We start from the raw sequence: 12,173 nt of genomic DNA, 5'->3' as shown, positions 1-12,173 counted from the left end.
TAGAATAAATTAAAATAATTATTTTTGTTGTGTTGATGTATACGTTAACACATGGGTAAAAAGAAAAAAGGCAAAAAACTTAAAAAAGAACGGATTGAAGTTCTTAAATCATGTGGCTTGGATGGCTTAGGAAAGGTCAAATCCAAATGTTGCAAAAAATATAAGAAAGCAGAGCACAAGCGGTGTAAAAAATGTCCATGTTTTGATCTGTTAAAAAAAGTAGCATAGTACAAATTTATAAATGCAATCTATCGATGATTGCATTTTTCGTTTCTTAGTATTCGTATTTCAACATTAATAATCTTCATTTTATCCTTGAGGTGTTAATTATTTTTAAAGAGGTTAGATAACAAAAAAAAAATTGCATTATCTTGGGAAAAAATCATTATTATGACGAAAATTACTTTGACGATCAAGCATTTTTTAGCTTGCTTAGTGATTTCCTCCACTGCCCTTTTGGGAGCTCAAATAGGAAATCCCGAACCATTAACACATACACCTTCAAGACCTGCTTGTGAGCTTCCTCCAGGTGAGTTTGTAGGATTAATATCTATTCCAAGAGCACCTGAAACGGCTGCACGTATGGATGCTAACGGCACACCATGCGCCAACTTTGTTGTTAATTATAATGGATTTACACCTGAAGCACAGGCAGCGTTTCAATATGCGGTTGATATTTGGGCACATTCTATAGAGTCTTCTGTCCCTATTAATATAAGTGCTACTTTTACACCTCTTGGACAAGGTGTTTTGGGAGCTGCTGGCCCAGCAACATTTTTAACTGTTACTTCAGGTGCGCCAGGAACTCAACCAAATATATTTTATCCAGCTGCCCTTTGGGAAAAAATTGAAGGTGCAGATAGGAGTCCATTTGGTGGATCAAATGATATAAATGCCGACTTTAGTAGCGGTTATTTTGATGGTAATGGTGACTTCGTACCCACTAATTGGTACTTTGGTACCGACGCTAATCCGCCAGCAAACCAGTTTGATTTTGTTTCAGTGGTTTTGCATGAATTAGGACATGGCCTCGGATTTTCTGGAGGTTGGGCAAATGTAACACCAAGTTTCCCTGACGATATAGGAACCGTCCGTGAACCAAATAATAACATTCCCGCGATTTATACAGCATATATTGAAAATGGTTCAGGAACTGATATATTAAGTTTTGCTGATCCTTCTGCAACATTGGGATCGGAATTAACAGGCAATGATTTGTTTTGTAACGCTCCAACTGCTATTCAGCAGCTTGGACAGGGAGGTACCCTACCTAAAATATTTGCACCTTCCTCATGGAATCCCGGTTCTAGCTTTAGCCATTGGGATAATGCGACATTTCCAATTGGTGATGTTAACTCATTAATGCGATCTAGTATTTCATCGGGAGTGGCAAATCACAATCCTGGCTTTATTACCCTCGGTTTTTTCCAAGATATGGGCTGGTCAATTTGTGCTGGTGCTTTATCTGTTGACGAGTTCAGCGTTGCTAACGTAACCCTAAGTCCAAATCCGTTTATAGATGAAATCACAGTGACTTTAAACAATAGCTATAGTGATTCCTTTGAATTAAACTTAATGGATATTAACGGTAGATTAATAACGTCTCAGACAATTGATGTTTCAAATGGTAAACTTACACTTTCCAACCTAAACGATTTGGATGATGCCCTTTATTTTATAAAAATCACCAATTCAAGGACAGGAAGCAGTATTACTAAAAAAGTAGTAAAGAATTAAACTTTCACAGTTTTATAAAATAAAAAAAGAGCAACCCAAAATTGGGTTGCTCTTTATCTTTAAGAATAAGTTCTAATCATTTTCCTAACATTAGTAATTCATTGCATACAACTTCTGTAGTGTAGCGTTTAATGCCATCTTTATCTTCCCAAGATCTTGTAGTTAACTTTCCTTCAATAGCCACTTCTTTTCCCTTGGTTACATATTTTTCAACTATTTGAGCGGTCTTACCCCAAGCCACGATATTGTGCCACTGTGTATCTGTGACCTTTTCGCCTTGTGCATTCTTATAGCTTTCGTTTGTTGCTACTGCAAACTTTGCTAATGTTTTACCTGATTCTAGATTGATGATTTCTGGATCGTTTCCTAAATTCCCAATCAACTGTACTTTGTTTCGTAATGTGTTCATAATTCTAATTTTTAATGTTAAACAGTTAATACTATCGAGTTCTTATGTTTCGACATTGCAAAGATGTAACCCCTTCCAAATTTTATTCGGTTATTACGTATTTAAAATCGTTTGTAAATATTTGTAGTCATTTGTAAACGAATAATATTTTCCTATATTAGCTGAAATTAAAAGGGTTATGCAAAAACAATGTCCAGAGTGTGGTGGTAAGATTGTGGGAAGGATTGATAAGAAATTTTGTAGTGATGGATGCCGTAATGCCTATAATAATCGCATTAATAAAGACTCCAAAAATCTAATTAGAAACACCAACAACAGGCTTCGCAAGAACTATAGAATTTTAGAAACTTTGAATCCCAACGGCAAATCAAAAACCTCAAGAGCGAGGTTAATTGAAAAAGGATTTGATTTTAATTATATAACAAGTATCTACAAAACCAAAGCAGGTACGGTGTACTATTTTGTATACGACCAAGGTTACCTTCCGTTAGAAAATGATTATTATGCTTTAGTAAAGCGTAACGATTAAGAAGAGCTCTTTACAGTACTATTCCAGTTTTGACCTTTTAGTTGAAGTGCAGCCTTTAAAATATCTTTTTGGCTAATTTGACCCACAAGTTTTCCGTTCTCAACAATTGGAAAACGTCTTCGCTTTGATTTTAAAAACTTATTTGCTGCATCAAAAACGTCCATGTTGCCATCAATGGTTTCTACATCTCGCGCCATTCGTTTTTCAACATTGTCATGCTCTAGTGGCATGTTATAATAACGGCTCTCACTTAGTTGTTTTAAACAATCACCTTCTGAAATAATACCAACAAGCTCTTGCCTATCATTTACCACTGGACCGCCTGAAATTTTATTTTTAATTAACGCCTCAACAACCTCTTGTACAGATTGCTCTGGTTTAAACGTTATTAGACTTGTGGTCATATAATCTCTTACTTTTAATGCAATTGGCGCCGCAGCATTCTGTTGCTTACGTGAACCTTGAAAACTTTTAATGCCCATAACGTTAAATTTTTAGTGTTTCTATGAAAGTTAGTTAAAATTAATCATTTAGCAAAATTGAATAGGCAACCAACCTTTAATCTCGTAATTTTGAGATTAACAAAGTCATGATTTCTTGATAAAGCAGATAAGTATTATTGGTTGTGGTTGGTTGGGTTTACCTTTGGCTACATTACTTGTTGATAATGGATATTCTATTAAAGGTTCTACTACGTCGTCTGACAAGTTAGAACAAATTAGAAAAAAAGCTGTAAGTCCATTTTTGGTTGAATTGAATGAAATGGAAATTGTTGGTGATATAGACGGATTTCTTGAAGGGAGCGATCTGGTTATAATAAATATTCCTCCTGGCCTGAGAAAATCGCCTAATAAAAATCATGTTACAGAAATTGATCTTCTTGCCAGGGCAATTGAGAAAAACGCTATTAAACATGTTATTTATATTAGCTCTACCTCTGTTTTTAAGGATGAAGAAAACATTCCTCTTATAAATGAAGTTTCCGTTCCAAATAATTATGAAGGAGCTAGACAACTTATTGAAATTGAAGAATTACTTTCCAACAATTATTCATTTTTAACAACCATTATCCGATTTGGTGGATTAATTGACGACAATCGCCATCCTGGTAATTTCTTGTCGGGAAGAATAAATATTGCAAATCCAAAAGCACCAATAAATCTAATTCACAAGGAAGATTGTATTGCAATTATTTCACGAGTCATTGACAAATCGCTTTTTAATGTAAAACTCAATGCCACATATCCTTCACACCCAACACGACAGAGTTATTATACTTCTTATTGCAAGAGCAAGGCTTTACCCTTGCCTACCTTTGAAACAACAGGGACTAATAAGGGAAAAATTATTGATAGCTCAAAACTGATGCAACTTTTGAGCTACAAGTTTAAACACGCTGTTTAAAAGCTCATAGGTTTTATAGTTAAAATAGCATATTATTCGTCTTATTTCAGTTAAAAAAATAAATAATATCTTATTCTAGATTCTGTTTTATTGAAACTTTTCAAATCTAATAACCCTCTCATAGACTGACTTTTATCATAGATTATTTGCCTTAAAATCTTGATATTTAGAATTAAACAATTGTAGACTTTTATGTCTCCAATATTCTAAAAATTTTAAGATATGTACGATAAAACAACAGATTTAGCAGGACCTGGAATTAGTACTTACAAAAAAGTAAAAGAAATACTTCCGGACAACTATTCTGCTTTACAGTCTCCTTTGAGGAGAATGAAAGCACTCTACATGATTAAAGATTATATAGAAAAAGGTTTAGCCGAAGCTTTAAATATTCAAATGGTTCAAGTACCATTAATAGTTAGCAAGGATAGTGGCGTTAATGATTATCTGGATCGCGATGGATCTAGAACTCCAGTAGATTTTCCGGCAGGATTAGGTTTAAAAAAACGAATCGAAGCTCAGATTGTTCAGGCCGCTACAAAGTGGAAACGAATGGCGCTTGCGCAATTTGAATGTGAGGTAGGACAAGGAATCAATACAGACATGCGTGCAGTAAGAAAAGACTATTTTCTTGATCATGATCATTCATCCTATGTTGATCAGTGGGACTGGGAAAAAAGAATCACTGAAAATGATAGAAACTTAGAGTATTTAAAGGAAACCGTTCAAAAGATTTGGAGTGTGATTCATGGAGCAGGTGTTATGGTGAAAAAAGAGTTCCCTGAACTTAATGACCCTAAATATCCTGATTTTCCAGAAAAATTAAAGTTTTTGCATGCCGAAGAAATTCTGAACATGTATCCTGATTTACCTAGAAAAGAAAGGGAAACAAGAATATTGCAGGATTATCCAGCGGTATTTATAATAGGAATTGGTTCGGTTCTAAAGGATGGCTATCCACATGAAATGCGTGCCGCAGATTACGATGATTGGATTACACCAACAATTGTAAAAGATGGTGAACAATTTTATGGATTGAATGGCGATATTTTAGTTTGGAATCCAGTTACGAAACGAAGACATGAGTTAACATCAATGGGAATTCGCGTTACAAAGGATTCACTCAAGGCTCAACTTGAATTAACAGATCAGCTAGATTTTCTCGAACTACCCTATCATCAGGCAATTTTAAATGACGAAATTCCGCTTAGTATAGGTGGTGGCATTGGTCAGGCGAGAACATATATGTATTTATTGAGAACGGCACACTTAGGTGAAGTTACTGTTTCTGTATGGCCAGACGAACTCAAGAAGATTTGTAAGGAGAAAAATATCCATATTTTGGAATAGTAGTATAATTTCAAATTTTTAAGTACCAAAGGATGAATCATAAGCTATTCAAATAATCCGTTTTCAAGGTGAACGAATGCTTTAATTCTCTTAGGTCTTAAGAGGAAAGATTATAAACATATAACGGTAAGCGTAAATCATTACGCTTACCGTTGTTGTGTAATTGCAAACTTAAACCAAGCAAAATTTGTTAAGAGTTTAAAATTGGTATAGCTTTTGACGTATAAGTTTGAACACGCACTACAGAAATTAATAGATTTTTAAGTTCAATTATCATTAATTTTTATAGTTTTAGCGCCTAAAATTAATTAAGAATGAAACAGACAGCAATTGCACTAATGTTACTTTTCTCGGTTGGCATTTTTGCACAAGGTAATGACGGACTAAAATCACACTATGAGGCTTACTACCAACAGATGAAAAAACAAGGTGACGTACAAGGAATCATAAGCGCCTTAACACACCTAAATGTCATTGAACCATCGGTAGAAAGACAAGACACATTAGCCTATCTATACCTCTCGGAAGGTAAATATATACAAGCACTAAATACGGTTGGTGTCGAAAAAAATGAAACCGATTCCGACTTAAATGTTGAGGTAAAAGCTCTAGCACTCAAAAATCTTAATCAACCAAAAATGGCTCTTGAACATTACGAAGTATTGTTTAAGCGAAGCCCAAATGCTTATTTGGCCTACGATTTAGCTGATATGAAAATTCAAACGAATGATTTAGCCGGTGCAAGAACAAATATTGAATACGGCCTTGCAAATGTTACTGACGATCAGAAAAGAGCGTTCTATGAATCACAGCAACCTTACGAAACATCTTTAAAGGCTGCTTTTTTGTGCCTTAAAGGATTACTAGAATTTACTGTAGATAAAAAAGCCAATCTCAATATGGCATTAAAGCTAATGAATGATGCATTGGATATCGATCCTAATTTTAATTTGGCAAAAGTAAGCAGACAAGCTTTGGAAAACCAAAAAGCACAACTGGCAACAGAGGCTAATAAGAACTAAGATAAACTTCAATTAATAAAAAAAGCGACCTTAAACAGGTCGCTTTTTTTATTTTGGCTTAATGTTACCAAATTCTTACGCGTTGTTCTGGCGACAGATACATACCATCGCCTTCTTTAATATCAAAGGCTTCGTAGAACGCATCGATATTTTTTAAAGGCTGTACAGCTCTTACATGACCAGGTGAATGTGGATCTGTCATAATCTGGTTACGTAAAGCATCATCTCGCGTCAAAGTTCTCCAAACCGTAGCCCAAGACATAAAGAAACGTTGCTCAGGCGTAAAACCATCAATGTTTTCCGGTCTTCCATTTTCTTCAAAATACAATTGTAATCCATCATAAGCCCCAAGTACACCACCTAAATCACCAATATTTTCACCCAAAGTAAATGGCCCGTTAACAAAAACACTGTCTAAAACCTCGATTGCAGAATACTGATCCGCAAGCGCTTTTCCTCGTTTTTCAAACTCTGCCAAATCTTCTGGAGTCCACCAGTTATTTACATTTCCATCAGCATCAAAGCGTGCTCCAGAATCATCAAATGCATGTGAAATTTCATGACCTATAACAGCACCTATACCACCATAATTTACAGCTTCATCTGCAGTATAATTATAAAACGGTGGTTGCAAAATAGCAGCAGGAAATACGATTTCATTATTTATAGGATTAAAATAAGCATTGACCATTTGAGGTGGCATTCCCCATCGCTTTTTGTCAATTGGTTCGTTTATTTCACTTAGGTTTTCTTTTTGTTGCCACTCTACAACAGCCATCATGTTCTCAGCATAAGTATTGCCTTCCCTTACTTTCATTTCAGAGTAGTCTCTCCACTCATCTGGATAGGCAATTTTTACAGTAAACTTGTCGAGTTTCTCTATGGCTTTCTTCTTAGTGTTTTCTGTCATCCAATCCAACTTCTCAATTCTATTTTGAAATGCTTTAATGACATTAGCTATCATTTTTTCTGCCTTTTCTTTTGCTTCCGGAGGAAATTTTGCCTGAACATACAATTGACCAACTGCTTCTCCTACGCTACCATCTATTGTACCAAGAGCACGTTCTTCAGCAGGTCTCATCGCTTTAGATCCATTTAATGTTTTACCATAAAATTCCCAATTCGCTTTTTCGATTTCTGGACTTAAGTATTGAGCTGCGTCGTCTAGCGTTCTCCAAGTTAATAAGGTTTTGATATCCTCTATGGATGTGTTGTTTAAGAAATCGTTCATAGCAACCATGTATTTAGGTTGCATTACCATTATCGTATCTATTTGTTTTTCAATACCCATATCATCAATCATTTTAGTCCAATCGATGCTTGGCGCCATAGCTTGAAGTTCTGCTACAGTTCTCGGGTTATTCATATTTCTAACGTCTCTACTAGCAACTTTGTCTAATCTCGGTTCTGCCAATTGCGTTTCCAATTTTAGTATTAGTTCAGATGCTTTCCTTGCTTCCTCCTCTGAGTAGTCAATATATTGCAACATTCTAGTTATATGCGCTTTATATTGCTCTCTTATTTCCTTATTCTTATCATCTTGTTCAAGGTAATAATCGCGCTGTAATCCAAGACCGCCAGGTGCCACCCAGCACGTATTCATAGTGCTATTGTTTAAATCTGGACCTGCTCCTAAGCCTGCAAATGGTATTGAGACACCTAGATTAGTTGCTGCAAGTACTTGTAAATCTTTAATAGACTTAACGTTGTTTATTGCATCTAAATAAGGTTTTAATGGCTTAACACCAGCTTCTGCCCTTGCAATCGTGTCTAACTCTGACTCGTATATTAAGAGGGCTTTTTTCTGATCTGAACCTTCTTTATAGGTTCCTAACTCTTTTGATGTGTTAATGATTTCAAGCACATCTGCTCTAGTTGATTTACGCAATACACCAAATCCGCCCCAACGAGATTCGTCATCTGGGATTGTGTTAGTTTTCATCCATGTTCCATTAACGTAATTGTAGAAATCATCTTTTGGACTCACTGAAGTGTCCATGTTTTCTAATACAATTCCTGGGATTTTTTCTGCCATGGCAGTGTCCTTCTTGGCATCTTCTTTACAAGCTAGAACTGTAAAAAATGCCAATACCGATATCGCTAATACGCGACTAAGATTGATATTCATAATGTTATTTTAATTAATTCGAATCAAATTAGTTATTAGATAAGACTTCTATTGGTCCTTTATGTTACATCATTATCTTATTTTAACAAATAAGCAATTTATTCCACAGTTATTCTGTCGTAAATATCACGTTCTAACTTCTTGTTTATTTGATTATTTAAGTTAGAAAATGCAACCAAAACAGCCTTAACGCTCATTAGTTTTTCTTCATCTTCTATATTATCCAGGGTGAGGTTGGCATTAAGACGATACATCGCGGTTTCTAAAACAACTACTCTGGAGACTATAGGGTTTGTTTCAAGATCTTCAGGGACATTAGATTTAAATTCTTCTATGAATTCAGTTATCAAGTTTGACTCTCCATTAAAAAAGGATAAATCGGCCTTTTTTAAATAGCTAATTTGAATTGCAAGCTCTTGGTATTTTTCCCAATTTGACACTGCTTTTTCGCCATCAGAACTTAAAACGTAATCTGTAAACTGAAATTCTTCAATGGATTTTTCCGTAATTTTTAAGGATTCTTGCACTTCTTGTTGTTCCAAATTCTCATTTGCACTAGTCTCATTTGGACCATCACAGGCACAAAGAATTAACAGAAAGACGTTTAGTATTAATATACCCTGTTTCATTGTAAAGAATTATTTGTAAATATAACTAAACTTTAATTTGTGTTATTTAGTCTTTCGTTTATTAAGGGTTACGACATTCTTACTTTGATGTCTGTTTTTTCGGTTTTCTTTAAGTTTTTTTGGTTTGTTTCTTGTTATTTTTGACAATAGTTTAAAACCAATACATGGCATCCAAAATTCTAATAATTGGCGCATGTGGTCAAATCGGTACTGAATTGACCTCTAAATTACGTGAAATTCATGGCACCAAAAACGTCATAGCAAGTGATATTAACACTCGTAATTTAGAGCTTGTAAATTCAGGTCCTTTTGAAATTATAGATGCAAAAAACTTCAATGCAATAAAAGATTGTTGTCTTCATTATAATATTGATACCATTTATTTAATGGCTGCGCTTTTGAGTGCAACAGGAGAAAAATATCCTATGGAGGCATGGGACCTAAACATGAATTCTCTTTTTCATGTCCTTAATTTAGCAAAAGCAGGTACTATTAAAAAAGTATATTGGCCGAGTAGCATTGCTGTATTTGGGCCTACAACACCAAGAAAGAATACACCTCAGCACACCATTTGCGAACCCACAACAGTTTATGGTATTACCAAACAAGTTGGCGAACGTTGGTGCGAATACTATCATAAAAAATATAATGTAGATGTTAGAAGTTTACGGTATCCTGGTATAATAAGCCATAAAGCCATGCCAGGAGGTGGCACTACAGATTATGCCGTAGAAATCTATCACGAAGCCATTAAGAAAGGTGATTATGACTGTTTCCTTTCTGAAAATACAAGTCTCCCAATGATGTTTATGGAGGATGCTATAAAAGCAACCATTGACCTCATGGAAGCGCCTTCTGAAGTTTTAACCATTAGATCATCCTATAATCTCTCTGCAATATCCTTTACGCCAAATGATATTTTTGAAAGTATTAAAAAACACATACCTGATTTTAGTATTTCATATAAACCTGATTTTAGACAAGCCATAGCAGACAGTTGGCCATCTTCAATAGATGATAGTTTTGCACGTAAAGATTGGGACTGGCGTCACAAACATAATCTTGATAGCATGACTGAAATTATGCTAAAAGAATTGAGGAAGAAGTACAAATAAACCAATTTGGCTATGGTGGCCTTACCAGGACTCGAACCTGGATCTAAAGTTTAGGAAACTCTTGTTCTATCCCTTGAACTATAAGGCCTTTATAAAAACAGAATTTAGTGTTAAAACAAAAAGCCACTCCGTTTGAAGTGGCTTTTCTGCTCCTCAGGTTGGGCTCGAACCAACGACCCTCTGATTAACAGTCAGATGCTCTAACCAACTGAGCTACTGAGGAAAATTGTTTTTCGCATTAGCGAGCGCAAATATAATTTATTTTTTTAATCTCTACAATATGAAAAATGAATTTTTTGAGCTCCTAGCTAGTATTTATCTAATTGGTAATTGCCTTGAAAACATCGTTGCCGTTTGCAAATAATACCAAAGCTATTAATATAAAGAAACCTACTATTTGAGCACGCTCTAAAAACTGTTCACTTGGTTTTCGCCCAGACACCATTTCAAATAATAAAAACATAACGTGACCACCATCTAATGCAGGTATTGGCAATAGATTAAGAATGGCTAACATTATTGAAAGGAATGCCGTTAAACCCCAGAAATAAGGCCAACTCCACACACTTGAAAACTGATCGTATATTGCTTTAAACCCTCCCAGCCCTTTATATGCTCCTGTTTTTGGATTAAATATTGCTGCTAATTGATCACCATAATTACTAATTGTTTTGGTAAATTTTTGCCAACCTGCACCAAAACTTTCCCCAAAGGAGTAGGATTTACGTGTTACTTCATAATAGCCCAAATCTTCAAATTTTGGATGAATTCTATAAGGGCGTAAACCAAACTTTCCATTCTCATTAACTGTTAACTCTGTAGTAAGTTTAGCATCATCTCTCAGAATTTCTGCACTTACTGAAGCATTTTTAACATCACCAATGACATCATCCAATTGATCAAAATACTTAAGCGTTTTACCATTTATCGTTGTTATTATATCACCAACTTTTATATTACCATTGCGATTGGCAGAGCTATCTGCAATTTCTGCTACCATAAATGGAACGCGATATTCAAACAAATCTTTACTTCCTGTTGAAGAAAGTTGACCAAGGAAATCCTCTGGTAAATTGATTGTTTTGGTCTCTTCACCTCTTTTTATGGTAATCCTTTCAGCCTTAATAATATTTAAACCAATGTCAGAATCATTCACAATTGGCGTATCGTTAATGGCAATCACTTTATCACCGGTCTCAAACCCAGCCTCCTGTAAAGTACTGTTTGCAATCCAGTAGCCATCTTTTAAACTATCTACCTTTACTACAGAATCGCCATAGGTAAAGGAAACGGCTACATATATGACATATGCTAAAATGAAGTTTACGGTTACACCGCCAAGCATTATAATAAGACGTTGCCAAGCAGGTTTTGATCTAAACTCCCATGGTTGTGGTGGTTTTGCCATTTGCTCCTTATCCATGCTTTCATCTATCATGCCTGCAATTTTTACGTAGCCTCCAAGTGGCAACCATCCTATACCATAAACAGTTTCTCCTATTTTCTTTTTAAACAATGAGAATTTTACATCAAAAAATAAGTAGAACTTTTCAACTTTAGTCTTGAATAACTTAGCTGGTATAAAATGTCCGAGCTCGTGTAAAACGATAAGCAGGGATAAACTAAGTAAAAATTGAGATATCTTTATTACAAATTCCATATTTCTGTTTTCGAATTTGGATTGACAAAAGTAATCTTTTCAAGGCATTTAGAAAACAAATGGAATTTCAATCATTTTATTTTTAACAAGGATTTAAAACTATCCGTCTTAATTAATTACAAATCTGTTAAAAGTATTCCCTGAAACGAGTAGTAGTTGTACCTTTGCAATCCAATTAAAGCAGGTATTA

12 protein-coding genes and 2 tRNA genes are annotated in these 12,173 nt (G+C 35.0%); 7 read left to right on the top strand and 7 right to left on the bottom strand.

All coding sequences use genetic code 11. The features are described from left to right. Positions 1-51: 51 nt before the first annotated feature. Both LBU54_RS02355 and LBU54_RS02350 read left to right on the top strand, forming a co-directional pair. On the top strand, positions 52-228 hold the full coding sequence (locus tag LBU54_RS02355; protein WP_224525168.1) for a hypothetical protein: 177 nt from the start codon (positions 52-54) through the stop codon (positions 226-228). Positions 229-390: 162 nt separating this feature from the next. Next, complete coding sequence (locus tag LBU54_RS02350) at positions 391-1,737, top strand: T9SS type A sorting domain-containing protein (protein WP_224525166.1); 1,347 nt, start codon at positions 391-393, stop codon at positions 1,735-1,737. 76 nt (positions 1,738-1,813) lie between these two features. Here the strand turns inward: LBU54_RS02350 and LBU54_RS02345 are convergent, their stop codons facing one another. Continuing rightward, a complete protein-coding gene (locus LBU54_RS02345) occupies positions 1,814-2,146 on the bottom strand; it encodes a single-stranded DNA-binding protein (RefSeq protein ID WP_224525164.1) in 333 nt (110 codons plus the stop codon). Positions 2,147-2,324: 178 nt separating this feature from the next. Here LBU54_RS02345 and LBU54_RS02340 point away from each other — a divergent pair, with 178 nt between their 5' ends. After that, entirely contained in the window at positions 2,325-2,675 is a 351-nt protein-coding gene (locus LBU54_RS02340) for a hypothetical protein (protein ID WP_224525162.1), read from the top strand. On the opposite strand, the gene LBU54_RS02335 is transcribed toward LBU54_RS02340, so the two are convergent. Continuing rightward, positions 2,672-3,157, bottom strand: coding sequence for a CBS domain-containing protein (locus LBU54_RS02335; protein WP_224525161.1), 486 nt, complete (start codon positions 3,155-3,157; stop codon positions 2,672-2,674). The genes LBU54_RS02340 and LBU54_RS02335 overlap by 4 nt on opposite strands. A gap of 115 nt (positions 3,158-3,272) precedes the next feature. Here LBU54_RS02335 and LBU54_RS02330 point away from each other — a divergent pair, with 115 nt between their 5' ends. From LBU54_RS02330 to LBU54_RS02320, 3 genes are all read left to right on the top strand, one after another. Beyond that, positions 3,273-4,079: an NAD(P)H-binding protein gene (locus LBU54_RS02330; RefSeq protein ID WP_224525158.1), complete on the top strand. Its 807-nt coding sequence runs from the start codon at positions 3,273-3,275 to the stop codon at positions 4,077-4,079. 222 nt (positions 4,080-4,301) lie between these two features. Further along, positions 4,302-5,429: an aspartate--ammonia ligase gene (gene asnA / locus LBU54_RS02325; protein ID WP_224525156.1), complete on the top strand. Its 1,128-nt coding sequence runs from the start codon at positions 4,302-4,304 to the stop codon at positions 5,427-5,429. A gap of 314 nt (positions 5,430-5,743) precedes the next feature. Then, positions 5,744-6,451 carry a hypothetical protein gene (locus LBU54_RS02320; RefSeq protein WP_224525154.1) on the top strand — a complete coding sequence of 236 codons (708 nt, stop codon included), beginning with the start codon at positions 5,744-5,746 and terminating at the stop codon, positions 6,449-6,451. 64 nt (positions 6,452-6,515) lie between these two features. On the opposite strand, the gene LBU54_RS02315 is transcribed toward LBU54_RS02320, so the two are convergent. Beyond that, positions 6,516-8,579, bottom strand: coding sequence for a M13 family metallopeptidase (locus LBU54_RS02315; protein ID WP_224525152.1), 2,064 nt, complete (start codon positions 8,577-8,579; stop codon positions 6,516-6,518). A gap of 98 nt (positions 8,580-8,677) precedes the next feature. Continuing rightward, positions 8,678-9,208: a hypothetical protein gene (locus LBU54_RS02310; protein WP_224525149.1), complete on the bottom strand. Its 531-nt coding sequence runs from the start codon at positions 9,206-9,208 to the stop codon at positions 8,678-8,680. A 164-nt stretch (positions 9,209-9,372) separates the two neighbouring features. On the opposite strand from LBU54_RS02310, the gene LBU54_RS02305 reads away from it, so the two are divergent. Beyond that, complete coding sequence (locus tag LBU54_RS02305; RefSeq protein WP_224525146.1) at positions 9,373-10,323, top strand: NAD-dependent epimerase/dehydratase family protein; 951 nt, start codon at positions 9,373-9,375, stop codon at positions 10,321-10,323. 13 nt (positions 10,324-10,336) lie between these two features. Here LBU54_RS02305 and LBU54_RS02300 read toward each other — a convergent pair. The 3 genes from LBU54_RS02300 to rseP all read right to left on the bottom strand — a co-directional run bounded on the left by LBU54_RS02300 (position 10,337) and on the right by rseP (position 11,983). Further along, a tRNA-Arg gene (locus LBU54_RS02300) sits at positions 10,337-10,411 on the bottom strand. Positions 10,412-10,472: 61 nt separating this feature from the next. After that, positions 10,473-10,546: transfer RNA gene (locus LBU54_RS02295), tRNA-Asn, on the bottom strand. A 96-nt stretch (positions 10,547-10,642) separates the two neighbouring features. Further along, positions 10,643-11,983 carry an RIP metalloprotease RseP gene (rseP, locus tag LBU54_RS02290; protein ID WP_224525144.1) on the bottom strand — a complete coding sequence of 447 codons (1,341 nt, stop codon included), beginning with the start codon at positions 11,981-11,983 and terminating at the stop codon, positions 10,643-10,645. Between the last annotated feature and the right edge of the window lie 190 nt (positions 11,984-12,173).

The sequence above is a fragment of the Winogradskyella alexanderae genome (genome assembly GCF_020166335.1).
GTDB classification, from domain to species: domain Bacteria; phylum Bacteroidota; class Bacteroidia; order Flavobacteriales; family Flavobacteriaceae; genus Winogradskyella; species Winogradskyella alexanderae.
This window is presented reverse-complemented; position numbering and strand designations above follow the sequence as displayed.

Excerpts from the sequence above, each read along its gene's own strand:
- rseP (WP_224525144.1), bottom strand. The coding sequence starts at position 11,983 with ATGGAATTTGTAATAAAGATATCTCAATTTTTACTTAGTTTATCCCTG.
- LBU54_RS02355 (WP_224525168.1), top strand. The coding sequence starts at position 52 with ATGGGTAAAAAGAAAAAAGGCAAAAAACTTAAAAAAGAACGGATTGAA.
- LBU54_RS02320 (WP_224525154.1), top strand. The coding sequence starts at position 5,744 with ATGAAACAGACAGCAATTGCACTAATGTTACTTTTCTCGGTTGGCATT.
- LBU54_RS02345 (WP_224525164.1), bottom strand. The coding sequence starts at position 2,146 with ATGAACACATTACGAAACAAAGTACAGTTGATTGGGAATTTAGGAAAC.
- LBU54_RS02305 (WP_224525146.1), top strand. The coding sequence starts at position 9,373 with ATGGCATCCAAAATTCTAATAATTGGCGCATGTGGTCAAATCGGTACT.
- asnA (WP_224525156.1), top strand. The coding sequence starts at position 4,302 with ATGTACGATAAAACAACAGATTTAGCAGGACCTGGAATTAGTACTTAC.
- LBU54_RS02315 (WP_224525152.1), bottom strand. The coding sequence starts at position 8,579 with ATGAATATCAATCTTAGTCGCGTATTAGCGATATCGGTATTGGCATTT.
- LBU54_RS02340 (WP_224525162.1), top strand. The coding sequence starts at position 2,325 with ATGCAAAAACAATGTCCAGAGTGTGGTGGTAAGATTGTGGGAAGGATT.
- LBU54_RS02350 (WP_224525166.1), top strand. The coding sequence starts at position 391 with ATGACGAAAATTACTTTGACGATCAAGCATTTTTTAGCTTGCTTAGTG.
- LBU54_RS02335 (WP_224525161.1), bottom strand. The coding sequence starts at position 3,157 with ATGGGCATTAAAAGTTTTCAAGGTTCACGTAAGCAACAGAATGCTGCG.
- LBU54_RS02310 (WP_224525149.1), bottom strand. The coding sequence starts at position 9,208 with ATGAAACAGGGTATATTAATACTAAACGTCTTTCTGTTAATTCTTTGT.